This is a genomic window from Janthinobacterium sp. P210006, assembly GCF_036231885.1.
Taxonomy (GTDB): domain Bacteria; phylum Pseudomonadota; class Gammaproteobacteria; order Burkholderiales; family Burkholderiaceae_D; genus Janthinobacterium; species Janthinobacterium violaceinigrum.
On record NZ_JAZARD010000007.1, the window covers coordinates 1 to 26,719 of the forward strand.

General features: G+C 61.8%; 25 protein-coding genes. 10 read left to right on the forward strand and 15 right to left on the reverse strand.

The annotated features are described in order from the left end of the window. Positions 1-89: 89 nt before the first annotated feature. Positions 90-284, reverse strand: a complete 195-nt coding sequence (locus VPH41_RS26720) for a hypothetical protein (protein ID WP_328572073.1) — start codon at positions 282-284, stop codon at positions 90-92. A 161-nt stretch (positions 285-445) separates the two neighbouring features. On the opposite strand from VPH41_RS26720, the gene VPH41_RS26725 reads away from it, so the two are divergent. After that, the gene (locus VPH41_RS26725; protein WP_328572074.1) at positions 446-1,306 is read left to right on the forward strand and encodes a CPBP family intramembrane glutamic endopeptidase; all 861 of its coding nucleotides are present in this window, start codon (positions 446-448) and stop codon (positions 1,304-1,306) included. A gap of 15 nt (positions 1,307-1,321) precedes the next feature. On the opposite strand, the gene dacB is transcribed toward VPH41_RS26725, so the two are convergent. Beyond that, positions 1,322-2,824, reverse strand: coding sequence for a D-alanyl-D-alanine carboxypeptidase/D-alanyl-D-alanine endopeptidase (gene dacB, locus VPH41_RS26730; protein WP_328572075.1), 1,503 nt, complete (start codon positions 2,822-2,824; stop codon positions 1,322-1,324). An 8-nt stretch (positions 2,825-2,832) separates the two neighbouring features. Next, positions 2,833-4,071, reverse strand: coding sequence for a nucleoside recognition domain-containing protein (locus tag VPH41_RS26735; RefSeq protein WP_034753725.1), 1,239 nt, complete (start codon positions 4,069-4,071; stop codon positions 2,833-2,835). A gap of 217 nt (positions 4,072-4,288) precedes the next feature. On the opposite strand from VPH41_RS26735, the gene VPH41_RS26740 reads away from it, so the two are divergent. From VPH41_RS26740 to VPH41_RS26755, 4 genes are all read left to right on the forward strand, one after another. Further along, a complete protein-coding gene (locus tag VPH41_RS26740; RefSeq protein ID WP_328572179.1) occupies positions 4,289-6,091 on the forward strand; it encodes an ABC transporter substrate-binding protein in 1,803 nt (600 codons plus the stop codon). A 218-nt stretch (positions 6,092-6,309) separates the two neighbouring features. Further along, positions 6,310-9,063, forward strand: coding sequence for a TonB-dependent receptor (locus tag VPH41_RS26745; RefSeq protein ID WP_328572076.1), 2,754 nt, complete (start codon positions 6,310-6,312; stop codon positions 9,061-9,063). Between the two features lie 88 nt (positions 9,064-9,151). Then, the gene (locus tag VPH41_RS26750) at positions 9,152-10,231 is read left to right on the forward strand and encodes a S66 peptidase family protein (protein ID WP_328572077.1); all 1,080 of its coding nucleotides are present in this window, start codon (positions 9,152-9,154) and stop codon (positions 10,229-10,231) included. Between the two features lie 73 nt (positions 10,232-10,304). Next, positions 10,305-11,225, forward strand: coding sequence for a YihY/virulence factor BrkB family protein (locus VPH41_RS26755; protein WP_226941605.1), 921 nt, complete (start codon positions 10,305-10,307; stop codon positions 11,223-11,225). Positions 11,226-11,602: 377 nt separating this feature from the next. Here VPH41_RS26755 and VPH41_RS26760 read toward each other — a convergent pair whose 3' ends face one another. The 6 genes from VPH41_RS26760 to VPH41_RS26785 form a co-directional block, all read right to left on the reverse strand. Then, positions 11,603-12,730, reverse strand: a complete 1,128-nt coding sequence (locus VPH41_RS26760) for an acyl-CoA dehydrogenase family protein (protein WP_328572078.1) — start codon at positions 12,728-12,730, stop codon at positions 11,603-11,605. A gap of 41 nt (positions 12,731-12,771) precedes the next feature. Beyond that, on the reverse strand, positions 12,772-13,440 hold the full coding sequence (locus VPH41_RS26765; RefSeq protein WP_287775991.1) for an SDR family oxidoreductase: 669 nt from the start codon (positions 13,438-13,440) through the stop codon (positions 12,772-12,774). A gap of 73 nt (positions 13,441-13,513) precedes the next feature. Further along, positions 13,514-14,710, reverse strand: coding sequence for an acetyl-CoA C-acyltransferase (locus VPH41_RS26770; protein WP_328572079.1), 1,197 nt, complete (start codon positions 14,708-14,710; stop codon positions 13,514-13,516). Beyond that, the gene (gene aceK, locus VPH41_RS26775) at positions 14,707-16,506 is read right to left on the reverse strand and encodes a bifunctional isocitrate dehydrogenase kinase/phosphatase (RefSeq protein WP_328572080.1); all 1,800 of its coding nucleotides are present in this window, start codon (positions 16,504-16,506) and stop codon (positions 14,707-14,709) included. Before aceK ends, VPH41_RS26770 begins: the two co-directional genes overlap by 4 nt. Positions 16,507-16,559: 53 nt before the next feature. After that, a complete protein-coding gene (locus VPH41_RS26780; protein ID WP_077398251.1) occupies positions 16,560-17,744 on the reverse strand; it encodes an isovaleryl-CoA dehydrogenase in 1,185 nt (394 codons plus the stop codon). Positions 17,745-17,869: 125 nt separating this feature from the next. After that, positions 17,870-18,298, reverse strand: coding sequence for a MerR family transcriptional regulator (locus VPH41_RS26785; protein ID WP_152285187.1), 429 nt, complete (start codon positions 18,296-18,298; stop codon positions 17,870-17,872). A gap of 688 nt (positions 18,299-18,986) precedes the next feature. Between VPH41_RS26785 and VPH41_RS26790 the strand changes: the two genes are divergently transcribed. Continuing rightward, positions 18,987-19,394: a hypothetical protein gene (locus tag VPH41_RS26790; protein WP_034753756.1), complete on the forward strand. Its 408-nt coding sequence runs from the start codon at positions 18,987-18,989 to the stop codon at positions 19,392-19,394. A gap of 62 nt (positions 19,395-19,456) precedes the next feature. On the opposite strand, the gene VPH41_RS26795 is transcribed toward VPH41_RS26790, so the two are convergent. From VPH41_RS26795 to VPH41_RS26820, 6 genes are all read right to left on the reverse strand, one after another. After that, positions 19,457-19,828: a hypothetical protein gene (locus tag VPH41_RS26795; RefSeq protein WP_328572184.1), complete on the reverse strand. Its 372-nt coding sequence runs from the start codon at positions 19,826-19,828 to the stop codon at positions 19,457-19,459. Positions 19,829-19,977: 149 nt separating this feature from the next. Then, positions 19,978-20,592, reverse strand: coding sequence for a UbiX family flavin prenyltransferase (locus VPH41_RS26800; protein WP_328572081.1), 615 nt, complete (start codon positions 20,590-20,592; stop codon positions 19,978-19,980). Next, entirely contained in the window at positions 20,585-20,896 is a 312-nt protein-coding gene (gene grxD / locus VPH41_RS26805; protein ID WP_034753766.1) for a Grx4 family monothiol glutaredoxin, read from the reverse strand. Before grxD ends, VPH41_RS26800 begins: the two co-directional genes overlap by 8 nt. Positions 20,897-21,001: 105 nt before the next feature. Continuing rightward, positions 21,002-21,475, reverse strand: a complete 474-nt coding sequence (locus tag VPH41_RS26810; RefSeq protein ID WP_328572082.1) for a GNAT family N-acetyltransferase — start codon at positions 21,473-21,475, stop codon at positions 21,002-21,004. A gap of 4 nt (positions 21,476-21,479) precedes the next feature. Further along, on the reverse strand, positions 21,480-23,828 hold the full coding sequence (locus VPH41_RS26815) for a Tex family protein (protein WP_251351522.1): 2,349 nt from the start codon (positions 23,826-23,828) through the stop codon (positions 21,480-21,482). A 94-nt stretch (positions 23,829-23,922) separates the two neighbouring features. Next, a complete protein-coding gene (locus VPH41_RS26820; protein ID WP_328572083.1) occupies positions 23,923-24,288 on the reverse strand; it encodes a hypothetical protein in 366 nt (121 codons plus the stop codon). On the opposite strand from VPH41_RS26820, the gene VPH41_RS26825 reads away from it, so the two are divergent. Genes VPH41_RS26825 through VPH41_RS26840 form a run of 4 tightly spaced genes read left to right on the forward strand, consistent with a single transcriptional unit; the run spans position 24,287 to position 26,714 of the window. Further along, on the forward strand, positions 24,287-24,598 hold the full coding sequence (locus VPH41_RS26825; RefSeq protein ID WP_328572084.1) for a hypothetical protein: 312 nt from the start codon (positions 24,287-24,289) through the stop codon (positions 24,596-24,598). The genes VPH41_RS26820 and VPH41_RS26825 overlap by 2 nt on opposite strands. Beyond that, positions 24,549-25,214, forward strand: a complete 666-nt coding sequence (locus VPH41_RS26830; protein WP_328572085.1) for a secretin and TonB N-terminal domain-containing protein — start codon at positions 24,549-24,551, stop codon at positions 25,212-25,214. Before VPH41_RS26825 ends, VPH41_RS26830 begins: the two co-directional genes overlap by 50 nt. Before the next feature lie 2 nt (positions 25,215-25,216). Beyond that, positions 25,217-25,774 (forward strand): RNA polymerase sigma factor, encoded by a 558-nt coding sequence (locus tag VPH41_RS26835; protein ID WP_152285195.1) that lies wholly within the window; start codon positions 25,217-25,219, stop codon positions 25,772-25,774. Continuing rightward, complete coding sequence (locus VPH41_RS26840) at positions 25,767-26,714, forward strand: FecR family protein (RefSeq protein ID WP_328572086.1); 948 nt, start codon at positions 25,767-25,769, stop codon at positions 26,712-26,714. The genes VPH41_RS26835 and VPH41_RS26840 overlap by 8 nt, the downstream gene beginning before the upstream one ends. Positions 26,715-26,719: the final 5 nt, after the last annotated feature.

Sequence of the window (26,719 nt, forward strand, 5' to 3'; positions counted from 1 at the left end):
TGAAACAACTTTGCGCCGATGATAGTGCTGCAACCAGTGTGAAAGTAGGTTATCGTCAGGCTTGTTATTCGCAGTAGAGAAAAACCCCGTCAGCAATGGCGGGGTTTTTTTTCGTCTGGCGCTGGCATATCCAATATATCAAATTCAACAACCTCAAGGCACCGCTGCGCGATGCCTTGCAGCGACGGCCAGGCCGGCACCTGGCCATTCTCTTTCTTCCCTTGATGCTTCCCTGCCGCAGGCTGACGCACGGCCGGTGCGCTGTGCATAAAATGCAACAACATTCCATATTTGCATAAGCGCTTATATAAATGCTGCTAATATCGCTACAGGAAACAAGGATGTGGAAGGCCATGGCATCGAACAGCGCTCCATTGGCAAGTGCTTCCATGATGCAGGCAAGCCGTAAAAGTAACTCCCTGAACACTCTTTGAGGAAAGTGACGATGGAAAATACCCTGGGCATGGCAACAAAGAAATCCCTGCTGGCGCGCCTGCTGGCCTATCCCCTCGTGCAAATTGTGCTGGGCATGGTGCTGACCTTTGCCGCGGTGCCGCTGACGATGATCATCGCCTCCCGACTGGTGGACAAGTCCTACCGCATCCTCTGGCCGCAGTTGCTGGCGGCCGTACTGGTGTGGTTCGGCTACCGCTTCCATGTCCGCCGCATCGAAAAACGCCAGCCGACTGAACTGGCAATGCCGGGCATGGCGCGTGAACTGGGGCGCGGACTGCTGCTGGGCGCCGGACTGGTGCTCCTGACCTTTGCCGTATTGGCGGTGCTGGGCGTGTATCAGTTTAGCGGCGTCAACGCGCTGAACGTGTTGCTGCTGCTTCCGCTGGCTGAATTGCTGTTGGTAGGTATGGCGGAAGAGATGATGTTCCGTGGCGTCGTTTTTGGCGTGACCGAGCGTGCGCTGGGCAGCAAGGCCGCCATCGTGATTTCAGCACTGGTGTTCAGCCTGGCCCACTTGCCCAATGCCGGCTTTTCCTTGCTGGCGATCGCCGGCCTTGTCACGTATGGCGTACTGCAGGCGGCGCTGTACCTGCAGACGCGCCGTTTGTGGATCTGCATAGGCACGCATGTCGGCTGGAACTACTGCGTCGGCCAGGTATTCTCGTCGATTGTATCCGGCCATGCGGATACCGGCGGCTTGCTGCGTGGCGAGCTGGCAGGCAATCCCATGCTGACGGGCGGCGCATTCGGCGTGGAAGCTTCGCTGGTGACGGTGCTGCTGCTTGGCGCCGCCGCCGCGTACGTGCTGCGCCTGGCGTTTGCCAGCGCACCACGCACAGCGCGCAACTAGGCCGCTGCACCGCTTTTATTGTCCGGCGACTACCGGCGTGGCGCCGCTCCTGGCGACCCACTCGATCAGCGCATCGACGGCCGCGCGGCCATTGCCGTTGCCCACCAGATCGCTATTGATCATGGCGACCACCACGCACTGCTGGTTGTTGGCGTCGGGCACATAGCCGGCGATGGCCACCACATTCTTCAAGGTGCCCGTCTTGACGCGTGCCCGTGCGGCTGCCGGCGTGTTCAACAGGCGCTTGCGCATGGTGCCGTCCAGCGCCACGATGGGCAGGCTGGACTGGAACTCGGGCGCCCACGGACTTTGCTGCATTGCTTGCAGCACGCCAGCCAGTTGCGCCGGCGCAATGCGTCCCGTGCGGGACAGGCCGGAGCCGTTGTCGACCAGCATGCCCTGCGTGTCGATATGGTGCCGCTGGAACCATTCCTGGATGACCAGCCGCGCCCGGTTAGCCGTGTCTTCGGGCGCCGCCATGGCGACGGGGCGGCTGCCCAGCCAGCCATCGCTCTGCAAACTGCCCAGGCTCAGGAACAGGGTGCGGGCCAGGGTGTTGTCGGACGTCTTGTTGATATCGCGCAGCACTTCCGGCAAGGCGCGCGCCACGTGGTCGGCCAGCATGCGCGTGCCGACGGGTTCGGCCGTGGGCGGCAAGCCTGTTGCGGGTGCTTCGCGCACGCTGCCCGTGATCGTGCCGCCCAGGCGTTTCCAGGTAGCGCGGAATAGCCGGTCCGCATAATCGTTGCGATCGAGCACATTGATGCTGGTGGTCTTGCTGCAGTTTTGCGGGAAAGTACCGTGCAGTATCACCTGCAGATTGCCGTTCGCATCGCGCCGGTACTCGGGCGGACGCCAGCCATCTTCCCACTTGGCGCAGCTGCCTTTGACCAGCTTCATGTCGCTGCTGATGCCGACATTCTCGAGCGGCGGCTGCATCTGGAAACTCAATTGCCGGTCCGTCGCGCTGATGCTGATATCGATCAGATTGGTGTTCAGCAATAAGGCGTCGGGAATGACGTTGTAGCGGAACTCGGCCGACTCATCGAAAGGGGCGGCACCGATATCGGGCCGGGCCGGCTGGAACAGCTGGCGGTCGAGGATCAGGTCGCCCTTGATCTTGACGATGCCCTGGGTGCGCAGGGTTTGCAGCATGTGCGCGAGCACATCCGCATTGAAATCCGTATCGGCGCCGCCGCGCAGGATCAGGTCGCCCTTCAGCACGCCATTGATGACGTCGGCACTGGTGCGCAACTCCGTGCGGCCGCGGAAGATGGGACCCAGTTGCTCCAGGCCCACGGCCGTCGTCACCAGCTTCATGGTGGACGCGGGCTGCATGCTGCGGTCGGCGCCATGCGACAGCACGGTGGTGTTGCCGCGCAAGACGATGGCGCCCATGGCGTCTTCCGGGATATTCGCGCTGCGCAGCAGCAGGCTGACGGATTCGGGCAATTGTGCCTGTGCATTAGACAGGCCGATGCCGGCCAGCAAGGCAGCGATGAGGATGGGACGGAACATGGCTCTCCTTAGTGGAAAAAGACGTAGGCGACAAAGACGGCCGTGATCACGCCAGCCAGATCGGCGATCAGGCCGGCCGTGATCGCATAGCGCGTCTTGCGGATGCCCACGGAGCCGAAATACAGGGCCACGATATAAAAGGTGGTGTCGGCCGAGCCCTGGAACACGCAGGCCAGGCGGCCGACAAACGAGTCGACGCCGTAGGTATTCATGGCATCGATCATCATGGCTTTCGAGCCGGAGCCGCTGAGCGGCTTCATCATGGCCGTCGGCAGGGCGGGCACGAAGTCCGTATTGATGCCCAGGTTGGCGAAGAACCAGTTCATGCCGCTCATCAGGAAATTGAACACGCCCGCGTTGCGGATCACGCTGATGGCCACCAGCATGCCGACCAGGTAGGGAATCACGGTGATCGAGGTCTGGATGCCGCCCTTCGCGCCTTCGATAAACGCGTCATACACGTTCACCTTCTTGCGCAGGGCGCCGATGATGAAGATGGCGATGACGCTGATCAACACCAGGTTGCTGACCACCTTCGAGACCAGCTCGATTTCCTGTTTCGTCAGGTATTGCGTGAAGTACCAGATCATGGCCACGATGGCGCTCGTCATGCCGCCCATCCAGCCCAGCACGACCCTGTTGAGCAGGTTGATGCGCTGCTTGATGGAGACGGTGATGATGCCGACCATGGTGGCCACATAGGTGGCGATCATGCAGGGGATAAAGATGTCGGACGGATCTGCCGCGCCGAGGATGGAGCGCTGCGCCATGATGGCCAGCGGAATCAGGGTCAGGCCCGAGGTGTGCAGCACCAGGAACATGATTTGCGCATTCGTCGCCTCTTCCTTGTTCGGATTCAAGGTCTGCAGGCTTTCCATGGCCTTCAAGCCGAAGGGCGTGGCCGCGTTGTCCAGGCCCAGCAGGTTGGCCGAGAAATTCATCACCATGTGGCCCGTGGCCGGATGGTCCTTGGGAATTTCCGGGAAGATACGCGAAAAGAAGGGCGCGATCACTTTTGCCAGCCAGCCGACGATGCCTGCCTTTTCGCCGATGTTCATGATCCCCAGCCACAAGGTCATCACGCCGGCCAGCGGCAGGGCGATATCCATCACGCCCATGCGCGCCGTCTCGAACGTGCCATCGATGATGCGCTTGAAGATATCGGTATCGCCGAGAAACAGCCATTGCAGCACTGCGGCCAGGAAGCCAACGAGGAAAAAGCCGGACCAGATGTAATTAAGTGCCATATGCGATCAGTTCTGTGTGTCGGGAGTGAAAAATGTCTGCAAACAAAGTATAGGGGCAGCCCGATACGAGTTGATGAAAGAATGCAGCAATCGCATGCCAAAAAGTTATAAGCTGGCAGCCTGTTTTCATTGGCGTCCCGCACTTTGCCCGCGTAGTGTGGGGGATGCCTGTCGCTTATCGCTGTTCGTTACCCTTGTCTGCACTGGATCACTGATGATGTTTTTACGCAAAACCGCCTGCGCCGCCGGCCTGGCCCTGTTGACGCTCTGCATTGCGCCCGCGTATGCCGCCGCCGATGCCCGCGCGAACAAGACCCTGCACTTGTTTTTGAGCACCAGCGAGACGGGCCTGGACCCGGCCGTGGCGTCGGACCTGGCCAGCCTGAATTTGATGGAAAACATCTTCGACCCGCTGCTGCGCTATGACTACCTGGCGCGCCCCGTGCAGTTGCAAGGCAATACGGCGCGCGGCTTGCCGAGCGTGGAAGATGGCGGGCGCACGTACACCTTTCACTTGCAGCCCGGCATCTTCTTCACGCCCGATCCCGCCTTCAAGGGCCAGCCGCGCGAAGTGACGGCGCAGGATTATGTGTACAGCCTGACGCGCCTGTATGACCCGGCCCTGAAGTCGCCGTGGTTGTTCTTGCTGGAAGATAAGTTGGTGGGCGACGCGGCCCTGAAAACCAGATTCAGCTACGACACGCCCATCGCCGGCTTGCAGGCGCTGGACAAATACACCCTGCGCATCCGCCTGAACGGCGTCGACCCGAACTTCCTGTTTTACCTGGCCATGCCGGCGACAGCTGTGATGGCGCGCGAAGTGGCCGAAGCGTATGCAGCGCCAGGGCAGATCGGCAACCACCCCGTGGGCACGGGGCCGTTCCTCGTGAAGGAATGGAAACGCAGCGACAAGATCGTGCTGCAGGCCAACCCCACTTTCCGTGCCACCGTATTCCATACGGATGCCAAGGCGCTGGCCGCCTTGCCGCCCGACGCGCGCGCCATTGCCGGCGCGCTGGAGGGCCAGCGCTTGCCGCTGGTCGAGCGCATCGAGGTGCGCATCGTCGAGGAATATCAATCGCGCATGCTGGGTTTTCTGAAAGGCGAATTCGATTACCTGGAGCAAGTGCCGGAATCGATGACGGACATGGTGCTGGAAAACGGCGCGCTGAAACCGGCATTGGCGGCCAAGGGTCTGCAGCTGACGCGCTTTCCCGTGCTGCAGACGTATTACATGTGGATGAACATGGACGACCCCGTGCTGGGGGGCACGACCAAGGACAAGCTGGCCCTGCGGCGCGCCATCGCCCTCAGCTACAACAGCCGCGAAGACATCGCACTGCTGAAGAAAGGCCTGGCCTTGCCGGCCCAGTCGCCGCTGCCGCCCAATGTGCTCGGTTACGACAAGAATTACCGCAGCCCCGTCGGCTACGATCCCGTGCTGGCGCGCGCGCTGCTGGACCGCTTCGGCTACAAGGTGGGCGCCGACGGTTTCCGCACGCAGCCGGACGGCACGCCCCTGATCCTGACCATGCACACGGAGCCGAGCACGGTGGGGCGGCTGCGCGACGAATTGTGGCGCCGCAACCTGAATGCCATCGGCCTGCGCGTGGAGTTCAAGAGCGACAAGAAGACGGAGATCATCAAGGCTTCGCGCCTGGGCAAGGTGCAGATGTTCGAGACCAACTGGATCGCCGACTTCCCCGATGGCGATAACTTTATGCAATTGTTGTATGGTGGCAACGTTGGCCGCGCCAACTATGCCCGCTTCAACTTGCCCGATTACAATAAACGCTATGAGGAGGCGCGCCTGCTATCCGATACGCCGCGCCGACGCAGTCTGTACTTCGACCTGTTTCAGCTGATCCACGCCTACACGCCGTGGGTGCTGCTGACGCATCCCATCTCTGCCGACCTGCAGCAACCGTGGCTAAAAAACTACAGGCGCCACCCCGTGGAATTCACGTCCTGGCGCTACCTGGACGTGGATAAAGCCAGGGGCAGCCCCGCAGGCAAGTGACCATATCGCTGAAAAGGGCATTCATTCCAAAAAGTTATGGTTAGGAAAGCATTTTTCATTGGCTGGCCGCGGATGCATCGCGCTACTCTGAAAATGAAAACAAATAAAGTCATGCGCAAATGTCATAAAAAAATGTACTGCGAGACAGACAACTGCGACGTGAAAAAACAGCCTGACTTGATAACTCAAGTTTCGATTGCCCAACAAGGAGAAGACCTGTGAAATTGAAGAAGCTAGCGCAGTTGGTGGCATTGATGGGGGTGGTGGGGCCGGTAATGGCACAGGACGCGGCGGCGCCAGCGATGCAACGGGTCGAAGTGACGGGCAGCAGCATCAAGCGCGTGGCCAAGGAAGGCGCGCTGCCGGTGCAAGTCATCTCGTTTGACCAGATCGAAAAGCAGGGTATCACGACGACCGAGCAACTGGTGCGCACCTTGTCGGCGAATGGCACGGGCGCCGATAACATGACTTCGGGCAACAACGTGTTTGGCGCCGATGCCGACCGTGTCAGCGGCGGCGCTTCGTTTGCCTCGCTGCGGGGCCTGGGACCGTCGAGTACCCTGGTGCTGTTGAACGGCCGCCGCATCGCCACGCATGGTGCCAGCGGCAAGTCGGTCGACCTGAACTCGATTCCGCTGGGCGCGATTTCACGCGTGGAAATCCTCAAGGATGGCGCTTCGGCCATCTACGGCACGGACGCCATCGGCGGCGTGATCAATTTCATTCTGAAAACCAATTACAGCGGCGTGGAAGCGTCCGTTTCCACCAACGATACGCAGGCAGGCGGCGGCGCCACGCGCCGCGCCTCGCTGCTGGCCGGCACGGGTTCGCTGGAATCGGACCGCTACAACATCATGGCCAGCCTGACCGTCGACAAGGCGCAGCAGCTCAATGGCAGCGACCGCTCCTTCGTTAACGGCTTCCAGCCGGGCCGCGGCCTGTCGCCCGATACCACGGGCACGCCGTTTGCCAACCAGATGGCCGGTACCGGCACGGCGCTGGGCACCTCGTTCCAGTTGCCTGGCGATGCGAATAAATACCTGCAAGCCAATCCCCTGAGCTTCCAGGGCAAGTGCGATACGCTACCTGGCATGTCGCAATACCAGACGGAACTGTGGAAAGACGTGACTTCGCCGCTGCGCACCAGGTATTCGTGCGCCTACGACTATGGCGCCGACTATGTGCTGCAATTCCCTGTCGAACGGGCCAACCTGTTGTCGCGCGGCACCTTCCAGCTGGCGCCCGACCACCGCATGTTTGTCGAAGTGCTCGGTTCGCGCACCAAGGCCACGGCCATCTTGACGCCGATGCAGGTGCAGGCGACGATCGCCAACAAGGCCGTGTATCCGGTCGGCGGCGCGTATTACCAGGATCTGTCGGCGTATATCCCCACGTTCGACAACACCAAGCCGATTTCCTACAAGTGGCGCGCCAATGACGTGGGCAACCGCACGCAGGAAAACACGACCGACAATGCCCGCGTGCTGGTGGGCTTCGAGGGGAACTTCGGCAAGTGGGATTACAAGGCCGGCATTTCGCGCGCCGAAAGCAGCACCAAGACCAAGCTGACGGATGGCTATTCCTACACGGACAAGCTGTACGCGGCATTGGCCACCGGCATCATCAATCCATGGGTGGGCGCCGGCCAGAGCCAGACGGAAGCGGCCAAGCAATTGATCGAATCGACCAAGTTCCGTGGCGACTTCCAGCACGGCAAGACGACCCTGACGCAGATCGACGGTTCCGTTTCGGGCGAACTGTTCCAGCTGCCGGCCGGGGCGCTGGCGATGGCGGCCGGTTTTGACTTGCGCCGCGAAGGGTACAGCTTCGGGCAAGACGTCGACGCCACGCAGATCCTGCTGGCGCCAGGCAATGCCGCATTGAAGGATGCCAGCCGTACCGTCAAGGCCGTGTATGCGGAGTTGCTGGTGCCGGTCACGAAAGACCTGGAAATGCAGCTGGCCATCCGCCGCGACGATTACAGCCTGGTGGGCGCGACGACGAATCCGAAAGTGGCCTTCCGCTACCAGCCGGCCGACTTCCTGCTGTTCCGTGGTTCGGCCAGCAAGGGTTTCCTCGCGCCAAGCTTCCAGCAGCTGTATTCCGGTTCGCTGAGCCAGGAATTGCCGAACGGCGTGATCGACCAGGAAGGCTGCGCCAAGCATCCGGGCGTGCCCGAGTATTGCGCCATCGATCGCCTCAACTACAAGACGGGCGGCAACACGAACCTGAAGCCGGAAACGTCGAAACAGGGCAGCGTCGGTTTTGTCATCGAACCGGTGAAGGGCTATTCCGCCTCGTTCGACTACTGGGCCATCAATACCAAGGACCGCATCCTGAACCGCACGCCGCAAATCGTGCTGGCCAACTACCAGGCGCTGAACCAGTACATCCACCGCAATCCGGATGGCACCATCGAGTATGTGCAGGCGGGCTGGATCAATGCGGCAGGCAGCCGCGTGCGTGGTCTCGACGTGGGCTTGCGTGGCGAAGGCAAGGTGCAGGACGCGAAATGGACGGCGACCCTGGATGGCACGTATATGGATAGCTTCAAGTTTGCGGAGTATCAAGGCCAGGAATACCAGGAGCTGGTCGGCAAGTTCTATACGCGCGATCTGTACCTGCGCTGGAAACACAATGCCAGCTTCGGCGTGTCGCGCGGCGATTGGAGCGGCTTGCTGATCCAGAGTTTTTCGTCGGGCTACAAGGACCAGGTGCCGAACGGCGGCAAGGGTACGCCGCCGCCGGGCTTCAAGCCGGATGTGTCCAGCTACACCACGTATAACTTGTCGGGCACGTACACGGGCTTCAAAAATACGACGATTACCGTGGGCATCCAGAACCTGTTCGACCGCGATCCACCGTTCACCGCGCACAACGTGGATGAAGTGGTGGGTGCCGGCTGGGACCCGCGCGTGGCCGATCCACGCGGCCGCTCGCTGTCGTTCCAGCTGAAGTACAAGTTCATGTAAGGCGGCCATGCCGGCGGCGATCCTGCCGGCATGCTAATCTCATGCGGCGGCGCCTGGCGTCGCCGTTTTTATTCCAGGAAAGGGCCGCATGTCCAGTCAGACCAATCTCAGCCGGCGCCGCTTCGGCGGCTTGCTGGCCGCCACCGTGGGGGCGGCAGGCACACCGGCGTGGGCGGCGGCCGCGCAAGGGAAGGACAAACGCATGCAACAGCAACACTCCATGATCAAGCCGGCGCGCCTGCGCGAAGGCGACCTGGTGGCCATCATCGCACCGGGCGGTTTTACGGATGACGACGCCATCGCCAAGGCCGTGCGCAATATCGAATCGCTGGGACTGCGCGCCAGCCTGGGCGCCAACATCCGCGCCGTGCACGGCAACTATGCGGGCACGGTGCAGCAGCGCCTCGACGATCTGCACGCGGCCTTCGCCGACCCCGAAGTCAAGGCGATCTGGGCGATTCGCGGCGGCTCCGGCTGCATTTCGCTGCTGGCGCTGCTCGACTACGCCTTGATCCGGCGCAACTCGAAAGTGCTGGTCGGCTATTCCGACATCACGGCCCTGCACCTGGCCATCGGCCGCGAGACGGGCCTGGTGACGTTCCACGGTCCCGTGGCGTCATCGACGTTTTCCGAGTACGCGGTGACGCAGCTGCGCAATGTGCTGATGACGCCGCAAGACAGTTACACGATCCCCATGGCGCTGGACAACCACCGCCGCGCGCAGACGCAGCCGAACTTCGCCATCCGCACCGTGCACGGCGGCCAGGCCACGGGACGCTTGACGGGCGGCAACCTGTGCATGGTCAGCGCACTGGCCGGCACGCCGTATGCGGCCGATTTCCGCGAGCATATTTTGTTCCTCGAAGAAATCAACGAAGTGCCGTACCGCATCGACCGCATGCTGTGCCAGCTGGACCTGTCCGTGGGGTTCAACAAGGCGGCGGCACTGATGCTGGGCATCTTCGAGCATTGCGAGGCGGCCGAGGGCGATACGGCGCTGACCCTCGATGCTACCCTCGACCAGCATCTGCTACCCTTGCGCGTGCCGGCCGTCAGCGGCTATTCGTTTGGCCACATCCGCCACCAGTTCACGATACCGATGGGCATATTGGCCACTCTCGATGCGGACCGGCAAACCTTGACCTTGCTGGAAGCTGCCGTCAGCTAGTCTGTTCGTTCGCGCACGGCACAGTACGGGGATAGTCAGTATGCTAGGGGTATGTGCGGCAAGGCATCGGGCCATGCCGGCATCCTTGAACGGTTTGCTCATGATCAACCGCCGCGCCAGCGCCTACATTCTGAGCCACCCGCTGGCCTTCGTGCTGCAGGTGCTGAAGGGCTTTCGCGCCAACCAGGGCTTGCTGCTGGCGGGCGCCGTCGCGTATTACTCGCTGCTGTCCATCGTGCCCCTGCTGATGCTGGTCGTGGTGGCCCTGTCGCACGTGATCGCGCAGGATGAATTGCTGCAGACAATCGGCCATTACCTGGAATGGCTGGTGCCCGGGCAATCGAAGGCCATCGTGGCGGAAGTGGCGCATTTCCTCAACAACCGGGGCGTGATCGGCTGGCTGTTGCTGCTGACCATGCTGTTTTTCAGCTCGCTGGCGTTTACCGTGCTGGAAAACGCCATGAGCGTGATTTTCATACATCGCGTGGCCATCCGCCGCCGCCATTTCCTCATCTCCGCCGTGTTGCCGTACTGCTACATCCTGTGCCTGGGCGTGGGTATCCTGTTGATCACCCTGGTGGCGGGCAGCTTGCAAGTGATGGGCGAGGAAAGCGTGCGGTTCCTGCGACACGACTGGGGCCTGGAAGGCGTGTCCGGCGTGCTGCTGTACTTGCTGGGGCTGGCGGGTGAAATCCTGGTGCTCAGCTCGATCTACCTGGTCATGCCCGTCGGACGCTTATCGATCACGCATGCGCTGATCGGCGGCGTGACGGCGGCCCTGCTGTGGGAAATCGCCCGGCATGTGCTGGTCTGGTATTTTTCCACCTTGTCGCAGGTCAATGTCGTGTATGGCTCGATGACGACGGCCATCGTCGTCATGTTCAGCCTGGAAATCGGCGCCACCCTGCTGCTGCTGGGCGCGCAAGTGATTTCCGAGTACGAAAGGGTGGCCCGCGGTGGTGAAGAAGACAAGCCGCTGGCGCTAAGGACTTGATTTTAAATGGTTGTTGCATTGCACAAAAGTCTGTGCTATACTCCGTTCAGTGATTGAGATTTGCTTGCAAATAGTCTCACTATCCAGGCTCAGCGCGGCGACCGACAGGTGTAATGTCGATGGCGTGACAGTGCGAAAGAGTGGATTTTGTAATTCCGGATACGTTGGTCGATTTACACTTGGAGTCACCATGCAGATAGCATGGGAGTCCGAAAATCAGGAGGCACTTTGCAGATAGCACTGGCGTCCATGACACGATTAAAGCATTGGTAATACATTGGAACAAAGCCCGCGCTAGCGGGCTTTTTTTTCGTCCATTGTTGGCAGTCGCTCGGGGTCAGACCCGGCGGGTCTGACCCCAGCATTTGCCGTGGGGTTTACAACGCCCGCGCAATCAAAATCTTCTGGATATCGCTGGTTCCCTCGTAAATCTGGCACACGCGCACGTCGCGGTAGATGCGTTCGACGGGGAAGTCGGACACGTAACCGTAGCCGCCGTGCACCTGGATGGCGTCCGAGCACACTTTTTCCGCCATTTCCGACGCGAACAGCTTGGCCATGGCCGCTTCCTTCAGGCAGGGCAGGCCCGCATCCTTCATGGCCGCCGCGTGACGGATCAGCTGGCGTGCCGCTTCGATCTGCGTGGCCATGTCGGCCAGGCGGAATTGCACGGCCTGGTGTTCATAGATGGGTTTGCCGAAACTCTCGCGCTCGCGCGCATAGCTCAGGGCCGCTTCATACGCGGCGCGCGCCATACCCACGGCTTGCGAGGCGATGCCGATGCGTCCGCCTTCCAGGCCGGACAGGGCGATCTTGTAGCCCTGTCCTTCTTCGCCGATCAGGTTTTCTGCCGGGATGCGGCAGTTGTCGAACAGGATTTGCGCCGTGTCCGACGAGTGCTGGCCCATCTTCTGTTCCAGCCCCGCCACGATGTAGCCGGGCGTGTTTGTCGGCACCCAGAAGGCGCTGATGCCGCGCTTGCCGGCTGCCTTGTCCGTGACGGCCATGACGATGGCCACGTCCGCATACTTGCCGCTGGTAATGAACTGCTTCGTGCCGTTGATGACGTAGTCATTGCCGTCGCGCGTGGCCGTGGTGCGCAGGGCCGAGGCGTCGCTGCCCGTGTGCGGTTCCGTCAGGCAAAAAGCCCCCAGCATGGCGCCTTGCGCAAGCGGACGCAGCCATTGCTCCTTTTGCGCGTCATTCGCGTACATCATGGCGATGCTGCAGACGGGGCAATTGTTGACGGAGATAATCGTCGAGGTGCCGCCATCGCCGGCGGCGATTTCTTCCAGCACCAGGGCCAGGGACACGTAGTCGAGGCCGGCGCCACCGAGCGCTTCCGGCACAGCCACGCCAAAGGCGCCCAGCGCAGCCAGTTCCTGCAATTCTTCTTTCGGGAAATGATGTTCCTTGTCCCAGCGGGCCGCGTTGGGCGCCAGGCGCTCGCGCGAAAAACTGCGCAGCGCTTCCTGGATCATCGATTGTTCTTCATTGAGTATCATGGGACGTCGTCTCGTTTGTTTTTATATGGTGTGTGGTGGAATTACCAGGCTATGGGCTTGCCATCGTAGTTGCGGAACACGGCCTTGTCCGTGGCCGGCAGGCTGGCCAGGGTGGCGCGGATGCCGGCAGCGCTTTCCTCGGGCGAAAGGTCGGCGCCGGCGCCGCCCATGTCCGTGCGTACCCAGCCTGGGTGGAAGGCCACGCAGCTGACGCCTTGCGAGCCATGCACGAGGGCAGTGTCGATCAGCACGGAATTCAAGGCGGCCTTGCTGGCGCGGTACAGCGAACCGGTGGGGTTGCCCCGTTCGCTCAGGGAACCCATGTGCGAGGACAATACGGCCAGCTTGCCTTTCGCGTTGGCCACCAGCGGCGCCAGGATGGGCAGCAGCCGCATGGCGGCCAGCACGTTCGTGTGCATGACGAGGTCGAAATCGGCTTGCGCGGGGAAACCATCGTGGCGGGGGCCATACACGCCCGCGTTGAGGATGGCCACGTCGAGCTTTTCATCGTCGAGCTTCCAGCCCAGGCCGGCGCAGCCTTCCACATCCGTCACATCCAGCTGGTGCGCTTCGGCGCCCAGTTGCTTGAGGGCTGCGCAAGCGTCGGATGTACGGGCCGTGGCGATGACACGCCAGCCATCGTGGCGGTATTGACGGACGAGCTCGTGGCCGATGCCGCGCGAGGCGCCGATGATCAATGCGGTAGGCATATCTTTTCTCCCTGAAAATAAAATGAAAGGCGCGCACCGTGAACTGCGGTGCGCGCCCGTGCTCAGGAAGAGCTTATACCAGTTCGATCGCCATCGCCGTCGCTTCGCCGCCGCCGATGCACAGGGCTGCCACGCCGCGCTTTCCGCCCGTTTTTTTCAAGGCGCCCAGCAGGGTGACGATGATGCGCGCGCCCGAGGCGCCGATCGGGTGGCCCAGCGCGCACGCGCCGCCGTGGATGTTTATCTTGCTGTGCGGAATGTCGAGGTCGTGCATGGCAGCCATGGGTACGGCTGCGAACGCTTCATTGATCTCGAACAAGTCCACATTGCTGCTGCTCCAGCCCGTTTTGGCGTACAGTTTTTTCACCGCGCCGATGGGGGCCGTGGTGAATTCGTTCGGCGCCTGCGCGTGCGTGGCGTGGCCGTGGATTTTGGCGATGACGGTGCAACCGAGTTTTTTCGCCGTCGATTCGCGCATCAGCACGAGGGCGGCCGCGCCATCGTTGATCGACGAAGACGAGGCGGCCGTGATGGTGCCGTCTTTCTTGAACGCCGCCTTCAAGGTCGGGATTTTTTCCAGGCGGGCTTTTTGCGGGCCTTCATCGATGCTGACGACGGTGTCGCCGCCGCGGCCGGACACGGTCACTGGCACGATTTCCCACTCGAAACTGCCATCCTTGGTGGCGGCCTGGGCGCGCTTCACGGATTCGATGGCGAAGGCATCCTGCGCCTCGCGCGTGAAGCTGTATTGGCTGGCGCACTCTTCGGCAAACGTGCCCATCGAGCGGGCATTGCCCTTTTCATCGCGGCTGTAGGCGTCTTCCAGGCCATCCATCATCATGTGGTCATAGATCATGCCGTGGCCGATGCGGTAGCCGCCGCGCGCCTTCGGCACCAGGTAGGGGGCGTTGGTCATCGATTCCATGCCGCCCGCCACCACCACGTCGGCGCTGCCGGCGAGCAAGGTGTCATGCGCGAACATGGTCGTCTGCATGGCCGAGCCGCACATCTTCGACAGGGTCACGGCGCCCGTGGAATCGGGCAAGCCAGCCTTGCGCAAGGCTTGGCGCGCAGGCGCCTGGCCCTGGCCCGCCATCAGGCAATTGCCGAAAAACACGTGTTCAACGGCGTCCGGCGCCACGCCGGCCCGCTCGACGGCGGCGCGGATGGCCACGGCGCCCAGGTCGCTGGCGGTGACGTTGGCAAAGTCGCCCTGGAAGGCGCCCATGGGGGTGCGCGCGGCACCGACGATTACGACTGGATCATTCATGTTGGATCTCCGGTTAAAGGTGGGGATGATGACTGCATACAAAAACGCAGGTGCTGCGGATAAGGGAAGACGTCCTCGATATGGCCGTCTTCGATGCGCTGTTTGCGCGCCTGCCAATATTGCGCCGTCAGCAGGTCGGCATGGTGCTGCATGAAATAGGTGCGGATGCGGGGATTGCCCAGCAGGAAGGTGCCGAATTGTTCGGGAAACACATCGTGCTTGCCGATGGGATACCAGGGTTCGGCCGACATTTCTTCTTCCTCCGTGCGCGCCTGGGGAATGACGCGGAACTGGCAATCGGTGATGTACTCGATTTCATCGTAATCGTAAAAAACGACACGTTGATGACGCGTGACGCCAAAGTTTTTATACAGCATGTCGCCGGGAAAAATATTCGCCGCCACCAGCTCCTTGATGGCGTTGCCGTACTCGACGATGGCGTGTTCGACCAAGTCATCGCGGCCTTCCTTCTCGGCATTGCTCAGCCACATGTTCAGCGGCACCATGCGCCGCTCGATGTACAGGTGGCGGATGATGATCTGCTCGCGGTCTTCTTCGATCAGCGAGGGAGCGAACTGCTTGAGCTCGGCCAGCAGCTCCTCGGCAAAACGGGCGCGGGGAAAGGCCACGTTGGAATACTCGAGCGTGTCGGCCATGCGGCCCACCCGGTCGTGGTGTTTCACCAGCAAATACTTTTGCTGGACTTGCGCGCGCGTGGTTTCCTTGGGCGGCGGGAAAAAATCCTTGATCACCTTGAAGACATAGGGAAACGACGGCAGGGCAAACACCAGCATGACCAGGCCGCGGATGCCGGGCGCGCTTTCGAAGTGGTCCGACGAGTGTTTCAGATGCTGCAGGTAGTCGCGGTAAAACAGCGTCTTGCCCTGTTTTTGCAAGCCCAGTATCGTATAAATCTCACTGCGCGGCTTGCGCGGGAGCAAACTTCGGAGAAATTGTACGTAGGCCGACGGCACTTCCATATCGACCAGGAAATACGCGCGCGTAAACGAAAACAGCACGGCAATCTGCTGGTGCTCGAACAGCACCGTATCGAGCACCAGTTTGCCGTGACGGTTGTGCAGGATGGGCACGACAAACGGGTATTCGCGGTTGCCGTTGATGCCTTTGCCCACCAGGTAGGCGCCCTTGTTACGGTAGAACAAACTGGTCAAGACCTGGATCTGGTGGTTCGGTTCGATCCTGTCGCCGCCGAACAATTGCTGCAGGCGCGCTTCCACCTGGGCCACGTCTCGTTCCAGGTCGGCAAATGCGCAGTCCAGCTGGAAGTGCGTCAGCATGCGCAGCAGGGTGTGGCGCAAGCCGTCCTCGCCCGGGTAATACACGCGGTAGGTGGGAAGCGCGTCTTGCGTTTCGATGTATTCCGTGGAAACGACGGGCCGCACGAAAATATAGTCGTTATTGAAATACGTGCGGTGCAGGATATTGCAGCAGACGGAATTGAAAAAGGTTTCCGCCAGTTCCGGCTGCTTGTGTTCCGTCAGCATGCCGATGTAGTGCAGCTTAAGTTCGCGCCACACTTCGTCGCTCAACTCCGACTCTTCGTACTCATCTTCGAGCATCTGCACGCATTCCTGCACGCGCTTGTCATAGAAGTCGATGCGTTCGCGGGCCGCCGTCTGTGCCGCGGCCCAGGCGCCTTGCTCGAAATACTGCTTGGCGTGCTGGCTGGTGGCGCGGAACAGGCGGTAATGCTTGTCAAAGCCGTCGCGGATGGTGCGCGCGATATCGAATGCAATCTGGGAAGAGAGCAATTTGGGGAAGGCAATTTGCGTCATAGCTGTACTCGCATGAATAGCTCATCACCCAGTCGATAGCCGCGCGCCCGTGCTTACTTGGTTTCCGCAAACAGTTCGCGGCCTATCAGCATGCGGCGGATTTCGCTGGTCCCGGCGCCGATTTCGTACAGCTTGGCATCGCGCCACAAGCGGCCGGCCGGGAACTCGTTGATGTAGCCGTTGCCGCCCAGGGCCTGGATCGCTTCGCCCGCCATCCAGGTCGCCTTTTCCGCACTATACAGAATGGCGCCGGCCGCATCCTTGCGCAGCTGGCGTACGGCTTCCGGCGTGGTGGCGCGGTCGCAGGCCTGGCCCACGGCATACACATAGGCTTTGCACGCCATCATGGTCGAATACATATCGGCCAGTTTACCTTGCATTAATTGGAATTCGCCGATGGGCTGGCCGAATTGCTTGCGGTCATGTACGTAGGGCACGACCAGGTCCATGCAAGCCTGCATGATGCCCAGCGGACCGCCGGACAGCACGGTGCGTTCGAAGTCGAGGCCCGACATCAGCACGTTGACGCCCTTGCCCAGGCCGCCCAGCACGTTTTCGGCCGGCACTTCGCAATCCTGGAAGACCAGTTCGCCCGTGTGCGAACCGCGCATGCCCAGCTTGTCGAGTTTTTGTGCGATGGAAAAGCCCTTGAAATTCTTTTCGATCAGGAACGCCGTCATGCCGCGCGGGCCCGCTTCCAGGTCGTTTTTCGCGTACACCACGAGCACGTCCGCGTCGGGACCATTGGTGATCCACATCTTGGTGCCGTTCAAGACCCAGCGGTCGCCCTTGAAGTCGGCGCGCAGCTTCATGCTGACGACGTCCGAGCCCGCGTTCGGTTCCGACATGGCCAGCGCGCCGATGTGCTCGCCCGTGATCAGCTTCGGCAGGTACTTGGCCTTTTGCTCGGCCGTGCCGTTGCGCTTGATCTGGTTCACGCACAGGTTCGAATGGGCGCCGTAGGACAGGCCGACGGAAGCGGAGGCGCGCGAGATTTCTTCCATGGCGATGATGTGCGCCAGATAGCCCATGCCGGCGCCGCCGTATTCTTCGCTGACGGTGATGCCGAGCAAGCCCATGTCGCCCATCTTGCGCCACAGGTCCATGGGGAACTGGTCGGTGCGGTCGATTTCGGCCGCGCGCGGCGCGATTTCGGCGGCGGCAAATTGTTGGATCGCTTCGCGCAGGGAGGCGATGTCTTCGCCGTGGTCAAAGGTCAAGCCTGGGAGATGGAGCATGTCGTCCTCGTCGTTATAAGTGTGGCGGTCATGGATGCCGGGTCAGTAAAGCTATGATACTCAGTTGTGACGTTTACGTAAACGTAAAGCGATGCGCGCGCGGCCAGCGCCTGCCGCGTGTCCACTCAGCTTGTTGGCGCCTTATCAAGGTTCAAGTCTGCCAGCATGCGCGCGCAAGCGTCTTCGTGCGCGCTGATTTCCGCCAGCGCCATTTCGATATCGATGCGCTGCTGCTCCAGGGTCTGGCGGTGCTGCGCCAGCACGCCCAGGAAGCGGTCCATCTGCGCGCGCGTGTCCTTTGGCGATTCATACATGTCGACCAGGCTCTTGATCTCCGACAGCGCCAGGCCCAGGCGCTTGCCGCGCAGGGTCAGTTTCAGGCGCGTGCGGTCGCGCGGCGTGTAGACGCGGCTGCGCCCGCCTGCGCCTTCGCGTTTCGGGCTGAGCAGGCCCTGGTCTTCATAGAAACGGATGGCGCGCGCCGTGATGTCGAATTCCCGCGCCAGTTCGGTAATGGTGTAGGTCGTCGTTGCTGGGGGCGGTGTCGGTTGCATGGGTGGTCGGTCGCTGGATGGATGCTGCGAGGCAGGTGGTGGCAAAGTGCCGTTTACGTCAACGTCAATACTATTGTAGCGTGCCCTGCCCGTGCTGCAACAAAGAAAAAAGCGGGCAGGGACGCGGTGATTTGGCGAATATGGCAACAGTTACTGAAAATAAATTGATTCTTCTTGCGCAAACGCGCTTAAGATCGAGAGTTGGTGGCCAAGATGACACCAAAAAGAGCTTTCCTGGCACAACGGCGACATTCTTTTCGTTACGATGGCAGTAAAATTTTTGGGCGCAGATTCTTTCCAATCGGCACGATCAAAAAACAACGTTCCACTATGAGTACGCTGTTTAGTTCGTTTCCATATTGAAAACAAAATGGCCCTTCTGAAAACTTTGTCTACAAGAAATTGTATGACATGGGCATTGCGCGTATCGGCAGAGGAGGGCATTATCCGATACCGTACGTTGTAATGCCAAACCGAGGCTTTGAATCGTGCTGCAGTGCGAAAATCAAGGCCAGCCGCGAATTTGACCCGAAGCCACGCAGAATCACAAGAGAAAATTCGGCCCACTTTTCTACCCGGAAAGTCCGGCCCGAGTGTTAATTGTTAATTGATGCTCCTTTCGAATGTAACATTCTGTATGGTCATTCAAGAAACTGACTTTCATGTTACAACATGAAATAGTACACCTATGAATTCTTCTAACGAACGCGAAAGCTTCAGCCAGCGACTTCAGTTGGCTCTCAAAAACGCCCATTATTCTCCAGACAGCCCGACCAGACTGGCCCGGGAATTCAACATCCGTTTCGACGGGCGCCCGATTACCGTGCATGCAGCTAGGAAATGGTTAGTAGGTGAAGCAATTCCCACGCAAGAGAAATTGCGCATGATTGCCCAATGGCTGGGCGTGCCGGCGGAATGGTTGCGTTTTGGCGGCCCGGAAAGCGCCACGCCGAATGGCGAAGCGGGCAGCGCCTTGTCGCGGTTTGAGTCCGCCGATGTGAAATTAATTGCCGATTTGCAAAGATTAGATGAACATCATCGTCAAATCGCGCGAGAATTTATTCGCATGCTGGTCCGCGTCAACTACCAAAAGTAAGCATTCAGGCCATCCCCGGCCGGCGCCGTCCGCTTTTCGCTGACGGTGCTTCTCCTGTACTTTTATTTGCGCAGAGTCATACTGGAGACATGATTTTGCCGCACAATAAGACCTCGCATGTTGCGCTGCAGCGGAATTATTTGACAATAATCCTGCCTGCAGCGGCGCAGCGGCCAATACCAGCGCATAATCACATCAGAAGCAGCTAGTTCATCCACTACGGAGCCGAGCATTTGAGCCGTCTTATGAAAAGTAACTACAGCAATACCGCGCAGCTGAAAGACTTGATGACCGTGCCCCCCATGACTGCCGCGCAACATGCGGAAGTGATGCGCAAACGGATCGCCCACCGCAGGATGGTTGAAGAAGCCAGGGATTTGAAGCAGGCCAGTGCCACGCAATTCGAAAAACGCTAGTGGTGGATGCCTGACCAAGGCTGCTGCGTGTCGGCATAGCTAGCCTGCGATGCTCACCGTACTAAAGTACGGTTGGGTTTCTCGGCCAGAAGGGGGCGCCGAGCCTCACTGCCGCTCGCTACGCTTTTGTCAGGCATCGGAGCGTGCGTAGTTTGACGCGTAGTTGTTTAGTTTGTTGCTGACTGGTCCGGGTTTTTCAAACCATTCCACCGCGGCGCCAGGCTGTGCTCGATGCCGAGCAGGTCGATGACGCGCGCCATCGTATGGTCGACCATCTCCGCGATGCTGTGCGGGTGGTGATAAAAGCTGGGCAAGGGGGGGAAGATGATGCCGCCCATTTCCGTCACGGCCGTCATATTGCGCAGGTGCGCCAGGTTGAACGGCGTTTCGCGCACCATCAGGATCAGGCGCCGGCGCTCCTTGAGCACCACATCGGCGGCCCGCGTGATCAAATTATCCGACAAGCCATGCGCCACGGCCGCCAGGGTCTTCATCGAGCATGGCGCGACGACCATGCCATCGGACTGGAACGAACCGCTGGCAATGCTTGCGCCAATGTCGCGCAGCTTGTGCACCACGTGCGCCTGCGCTTCGATCTCCTTGCGCCCCACGCCCGTTTCCTGGTGCAGGGTCAGTACGGCCGCATCGGACAAGACCAGATGCGTCTCGACGCCGGGGATGGCGCCGAGCAATTGCAGCAGCCGCAAGCCGTACACGGCGCCCGTGGCGCCCGTGATGGCCACGACGATACGGCGCGGCCGCGCAAGTTGACTATCAGGCATCGAGCAGGGACTTCAGTTCGCCCGATTCAAACATTTCATTCATGATATCGGAACCACCGATGAACTCGCCTTTGACATACAGCTGTGGAATGGTCGGCCAGTTCGAGTAATCCTTGATGCCTTGGCGAACTTCCGGGTCATCCAGCACGTTGACGGTAGCGATGTTTTCCACGCCGCATGCTTTCAGGATCTGGATGGCGCGGCCGGAAAAGCCGCACTGCGGGAACTGGGCCGTGCCCTTCATGAACAGCACGACTGGCGTGTTCGTCACGGTTTCTTTGATCCAGGTTTGTACGTCGCTCATAGCTGCCTCTGATGGGTAAATAAATAGATGCCGTCATTTTATAAGAAAACGACGGCACGGGTATGCGCTCAGGTCATAAATCGGGCAAGTCAGCCACGCTGGCGCTTATAACTGCTTGCCCAGGCAGGCCGATTGGGCGGCGTCCACGTATTTGCCCCAGGCATTGACGGGTGCATAGCCGTGCTTGGCATAAAACGCCATGGCGCGGCGATTCGCCACACGGGTGGACAGGTGCAGCCGCGCATAGCCGTAGCAGCGCGCCTGCGCTTCCACGTGGGCCAGCAGGGCCGCGCCCACGCCGGCAGAGCCGGGGCGCGCATACATGCGCTTGAGTTCGCCCACTGGACTGTCCGCCACGCCGTCCAGCGGGCGCAGGGCCGCGCAGCCCAGCAGTTCACCGGCGCCGTCGCGGGCAATATAAAAGCCGCCGCGCGGCGTGGCCGCTTCCACGTCGAACGAGGAGCGGCCGCTGTCGCCATTGATGCGCAGCAATGCGTCCGACAATGCGTCGAGCAGCAGCTGGGCATCCGGGCCGGCCGCGTCCGCCGCCAGGATGGTGATGTCCTGTCCGGCGGCCACAGGCTTAACCGCGCAGCTTGGCGAATGCGGCGGCCATGCTGCCGGCCGGTTCCGGCGCGTTGCGCGACTGCGACTGGTGCTGCGCCATGCTGCGGCGGTCGTTGCGGTCGCCACGTTGCTCCGGCTTGCTGCCCGCCTGCGGCGCGCTGTCCGTCAAGCGCATGGTCAGCGCGATGCGCTTGCGCTTTTCATCGACTTCCAGCACTTTTACGCGCACGACTTGGCCCGCTTTGACCACCGTGTGCGGATCCTTGACGAAGGTGTTCGACAGGGCCGAGATGTGCACGAGGCCATCCTGGTGCACGCCGATGTCGACGAAGGCGCCAAAGGCGGCCACGTTGGTGACCACGCCCTCGAGGATCATGTCCGGGCGCAAGTCGCGGATTTCTTCCACGCCTTCCTTGAAGGTGGCCGTCGTGAATTCCGGACGCGGGTCGCGGCCCGGCTTTTCCAGTTCTTTTAATATGTCGGAAATGGTCGGCACGCCGAAAGTGTCATCCGCATACTTGGCGGGGCTCAGGGTTTTCAACAGCGCCGTTTCGCCGATGACGGCCTTGATATCCTTCTTGATGTCGGCCAGGATCTTTTCCACCAGCGGGTACGATTCCGGGTGGACGGCCGAGGCATCGAGCGGATTTTCGCCGCCCATCACGCGCAGGAAGCCCGCTGCCTGTTCGTAGGTCTTGTCGCCCAGGCGCGGCACGGCTTTCAAGGCTGCGCGCGAGGTGAACGCGCCTTTCATGTCGCGGTAGGTGACGATGCTTTGCGCCACGCTGGCCGACAGGCCCGACACGCGTGCCAGCAGCGGGGCCGACGCCGTGTTCACGTCCACGCCCACGGCATTCACGCAATCTTCCACCACGGCGTCGAGCGAGCGGGCCAGCTGGCTTTGGCTCACGTCATGCTGGTACTGGCCCACGCCGATCGATTTCGGATCGATTTTCACCAGCTCGGCCAGCGGGTCTTGCAGGCGGCGGGCGATGGAGACGGCGCCGCGCAGGGACACGTCCATGTCCGGCAATTCCTTCGAGGCGAATTCGGATGCCGAATACACCGACGCGCCCGCTTCCGAGACGACGATCTTCGTCATCTTCGCTTCCGGATGCTGCTTGATCAAATCCTGCGCCAGCTTGTCCGTCTCGCGCGAGGCCGTGCCATTGCCGATGGAAATGAGCGACACATTGTGCTTGGCGGCCAGGCGGCCCAGGGTGTGCAGGGAGCCGTCCCAGTCGTTCTTCGGCTGGTGCGGGTAGATCACGGCCGTGTCGACCACTTTGCCGGTGGCATCGACCACGGCGACCTTGACGCCCGTGCGCAGGCCAGGGTCCAGGCCCATGGTGGCGCGCTGGCCGGCCGGCGCGGCCAGCAGCAGCGCTTTCAGGTTGGTGGCAAAGACGTTGATGGCGTCCAGTTCCGAGCGTTCGCGCAGCGCGCCCATCAGTTCCGTTTCCAGGTGCATGAAGCTTTTCACGCGCCAGGTCCAGCGCGCCGTGTCGGCCAGCCATTTGTCGGCGGGACGGCCTTGTTGCTTGATGCCGAAGCGGGCAGCGATGCGGCCTTCGCACGGATTGTGCGGCGCATCCCATTTCGGTTTTTCCGCTTCCGTGTCCAGGCGCAGGGTGACGTCGAGGATGCCTTCGCGGCGGCCGCGTAGCAGGGCCAGCGCGCGGTGCGAGGGGACGGTGGAAATGGTTTCCGAGTAATCGAAATAGTCGGCGAATTTTTCGCCTTCGTCCTGCTTGCCTTCCACCACTTTCGATTCGACGATGCCGTGTTCCTGCACGTATTCGCGCAAGGTTTGCAGCAAGGTCGCGTCTTCGGCGAAACGCTCCATCAAAATCTGGCGCGCGCCGTCGAGGGCCGCCTTGGTGTCCGCCACGCCCGGGTTGTTGCCGTCGGCACTCGTGAACGCTTCGCGCAGGAACTTGCCCGCTTCCATTTCCGGCGTCAGTTCCGGATTGTCCAGCAAGCCGTCGGCCAGCGGCATCAGGCCCGCTTCGATGGCGATCTGCGCCTTCGTGCGGCGCTTTTGCTTGTATGGCAGGTACAAGTCTTCCAGGCGCGTCTTGTCTTCCGCGTGCATGACGGCGTCCAGCAGTTCGGGCGTCATCTTGTTCTGTTCCGTGATCGACGCCACGATGGCGGCGCGCCGCTCTTCCAGCTCGCGCAGGTAGCGCAGGCGCTCTTCGAGCAGGCGCAGCTGGATATCGTCGAGGCCGCCGGTCGCTTCCTTGCGGTAACGGGCGATGAAGGGCACGGTGGCGCCTTCGTCGAGCAGTTCGATGGCGGCGGCAACTTGCACGGGTTTGGCGGCAAGTTCAAGGGCAAGGCGTTGTTCGATAGTGGGCAGCATGGTTGTTTCCAGAGCGATCAAGCCTGGAATGATACGCAATCGGCGCGATTGCGCAATCTTGACAGCGCAAATGGACTGTGCGTTGAGTAGCGGCCTAGCGGGGCGGCAGCAGCGGGCTGGCGGGCGGTGCAGGCGCCGGCCTCTGCGGCGTGACGGACTTGCCGAAGGCATTGCCCATGCGGTGTTCGAGGGCGGCGCGGTTGTACAGGCCCAGCTGGTTCGACGGGCGCTGCACGGTCGCTTCCGCGCCGGACAGGGTGGGCGGCTGCCGGTTCACGGTGTTGCTATCCGGCAATAATTTTTCATTCAGGCAAGAAATGGATTGCGCGCGCTTGCCATTGACTTCCACTTCCACGCAACCCTTCGCGGGCGCGGCGGCGTTCACGACGACGGTGTGTTCGTCCGCCTGCGCGGACAGGGCGGCGCAGGCCGACAGCAACAGCAAGAACAGGCGTGCCATGGCGGCTCCCGGAGCGGTGGAAGAAGCGTTCAGCATAGCAAAACCATATGTCGCGGCGATGACACACGGCAACTGCAGCAAATATTTCATGTCATGCAGTTGTCATTTTATGAAGCTACCATCTTGCCATTCTGCAGACAACATTGCAGTCAAGACACTTCATGAGCAGGATTCTTCGTTGATTCCCCTGGAAAATGACACTAAGCCACCGCCGCGCCGCAACGGGCAATGCCCTGTCCGCCTGCTTGCTGATGACGTTGATGACATTGATGACATTCGTGCGGCCGGCAGCCAGCGCGGACGGTGCTGACGCGGCCGCGCACGCGACCCTGCGCTTCGACTTGCCCGCCCAGCCGCTCGATGCGGCGCTGGTGGCGTTCGGCGAAGTGACCGGCTATTCCGTGCTCGTCAGCAGCCAGCTGGCGGCGGGGCGGGTGGCATCGTCCGTGCGCGGCGACTATACGCCGGCCGAGGCGCTGCAGCGCTTGCTGGCAGGCACGCAGTTGGGCGCGCGCTTCAGCGGCAGCAATGCGTTTACCTTGCTAGCGCTGGTGGACGCTCCCGCGACGCCGGCGCCCGTACCGGCCGAGGCCGCTCCTGCCGCACCGCCGTTGCAAGGTTATGCGGTCATCCTGCAGCGCTCGCTTACGCGCGCCCTGTGCCGTTTGCATCCGGACGCCTTCGGCCGCTACCGCCTGGCCTTCCAGCTGTGGCTTGATGAGCGGGGCAAGGTGCGCGCCGTGCACGTGCTGGAACCGAGCGGCGTGGCGCAGCGCGACCGCGCCGTGCTGCAGCGCCTGCGCAGCCTGCTGATGGATGGCGCGCCGCCTGCGGGCTTGCCGCAGCCGCTGACCATCCTCCTGACGCCGCGGCCCGATCCGGATGCCGATTGCGCGCCGTATCTGCACCTGGCCGGGGCGCCCTGAGCATGTCGGAATTGCTGAAAACCACCTTGCGCAAGCTGTTCCTGGAACGCTATGGACAGTTTCGCCGCCACTTGCAGCGCCGCCTGGGCTCGGAAGACCTGGCCAACGACGCGCTGCATGAAACGTATTTGCGGGTGGAACGGATGACGGCGCCCGAGGCGATCAGCTATCCGTCCGCCTACCTGATGCGCATCGCCATCAACGTTGCGGAAGATCAACGCCGCGACAATGCGCGCCTGCTCAGCCTGCCGGATATCGACGATCTGTACGAGATGGCCGATGAACTGGCCGACCCGGCCCGCACCTTCAGCGCGCGCGCCGAACTGGAGGAACTGGAGCGGGCCTTGCAGGAGTTGCCGAAACGCCGGCGCGCCATCGTCATTGCCGCCCGCGTCGATCAATTGCCGCACCGCGACATCGCCGAGCGTTTCGGCATTTCCGCCCGCACGGTCGAGAAGGAACTGCGCGCCGGCCTCGAACATTGCTGCGAGCGCATGGGACGCGATTTCATTCAGCGCTTCGGTCCCGGCGCGGGAAAAACGTCTAAACATCATGATTGAACAAGCGGAAGACGACATGGGTGTCATCCAGAAGGAAGCGCAGGCGTGGGTCGTGCGCCTGGCCTCGGGCCAGGTCAGCGAGCGCGACGCGCAAGTGTTTCGCCATTGGTGCGCGCGCAGCCGCAAGCATGCGACGGCGTTTGCCGAGGCGCGCGCCGTGTGGGGCGCGATGGCGCCGGCCGCGCTTGCCGTCAAGCGGGCGCAGCAGCCAGTGAATACGGCGCGGCGCGCCTGGCTGGGCGCCGGCGTGGCCGCCTCGCTGGGGCTGCTGATAGTGCGCCCGCCCACGGACCTGTGGCCGGCCGTGGCGGGCCTGGCCGCCGACTACGCCACCGGCACGGGCGAGCAGCGCGAAGTGGCGCTCGACGGCGGCGTGCTGGTGCAGATGAATACGCAGACGCGCCTCGATGCGGCGCCGCTGCAGGACGGCGCCGCCGCGCTGGTGCTGCTGGCGGGCGAGGCGGAATTCCAGGCCGGCCTGCGCGGCGCGGCGCGCGTGCGCGTGCAGGCGGGCGACGGCACGGTGTCGGCCGGCAGCGCGCGCTTCAACATCCGTTTGTTTGGCCAGGAAGTATGCGTGACGTGCCTGGCGGGCCGCCTGCGCGTGGCGCAGGCGGGCAACGATGCGGAGCTGGCCGCGGGCCAGCAGCTGCGTTACCGGCCCGAGCATTTCGGCATCGCGCGCGCGGTGGCCAGGGGCGACGTCAGCGCGTGGCGCCAGCGCCTGCTGGTGTTCAAGCAAAGCACCTTGGCCGAGGTGGTGGACGAGGTGAACCGCTACCGTCCCGGCAAGCTGATCCTCAATGGCGACGCCTTGAAACACGCGCGCGTGCAGGCCAGCTTTTCGCTCGACCGCCTCGACGACGTGATCGCCCTGATCCAGGATGCGTATGGCGCGCGCGTGACGCGGCTGCCGGGCGGCATCGTGCTGTTCGGCTAGCGCTG